The 537-nt window shown below is 46.5% G+C and carries 1 rRNA gene; it reads left to right on the top strand.

The window, feature by feature from the left end:
* Positions 1-179: ribosomal RNA gene (locus AC1DU9_RS29885) — 16S ribosomal RNA — on the top strand; the annotation flags it as partial.
* Between the last annotated feature and the right edge of the window lie 358 nt (positions 180-537).

A 537-nucleotide genomic window follows, 5' to 3' on the forward strand; every position in this document is an offset into this window, starting at 1 on the left:
TTCCCGGGCCTTGTACTTCCCGGGCCTTGTACACACCGCCCGTCACACCATGGGAGTGGGTTGCACCAGAAGTAGCTAGTCTAACCTTCGGGAGGACGGTTACCACGGTGTGATTCATGACTGGGGTGAAGTCGTAACAAGGTAGCCGTAGGGGAACCTGCGGCTGGATCACCTCCTTAATCGACGACTCAGCTGCTCCATAAGTTCCCACACGAATTGCTTGATTCATTGAAGAAGACGAGAGGCCAGCTTTCAAGGTGGTCTGTTTCGTTAGAGTTTAGAAATGAATATTCCAGTGTGAATRTTGATTTCTAGTCTTTGACTAGTTCGTTCTTTAAAAATTTGGGTATGTGATAGAAAGATAGACTGAACGTTACTTTCACTGGTARCGGATCAGGCTAAGGTAAAATTTGTGAGTTCTCTTAGTTGAGAAATTCGAATTTTCGGCGAATGTCGTCTTCACAGTATAACCAGATTGCTTGGGGTTATATGGTCAAGTGAAGAAGCGCATACGGTGGATGCCTTGGCAGTCAGAGG

This window comes from Pseudomonas sp. P4_C1 (genome assembly GCF_056402155.1).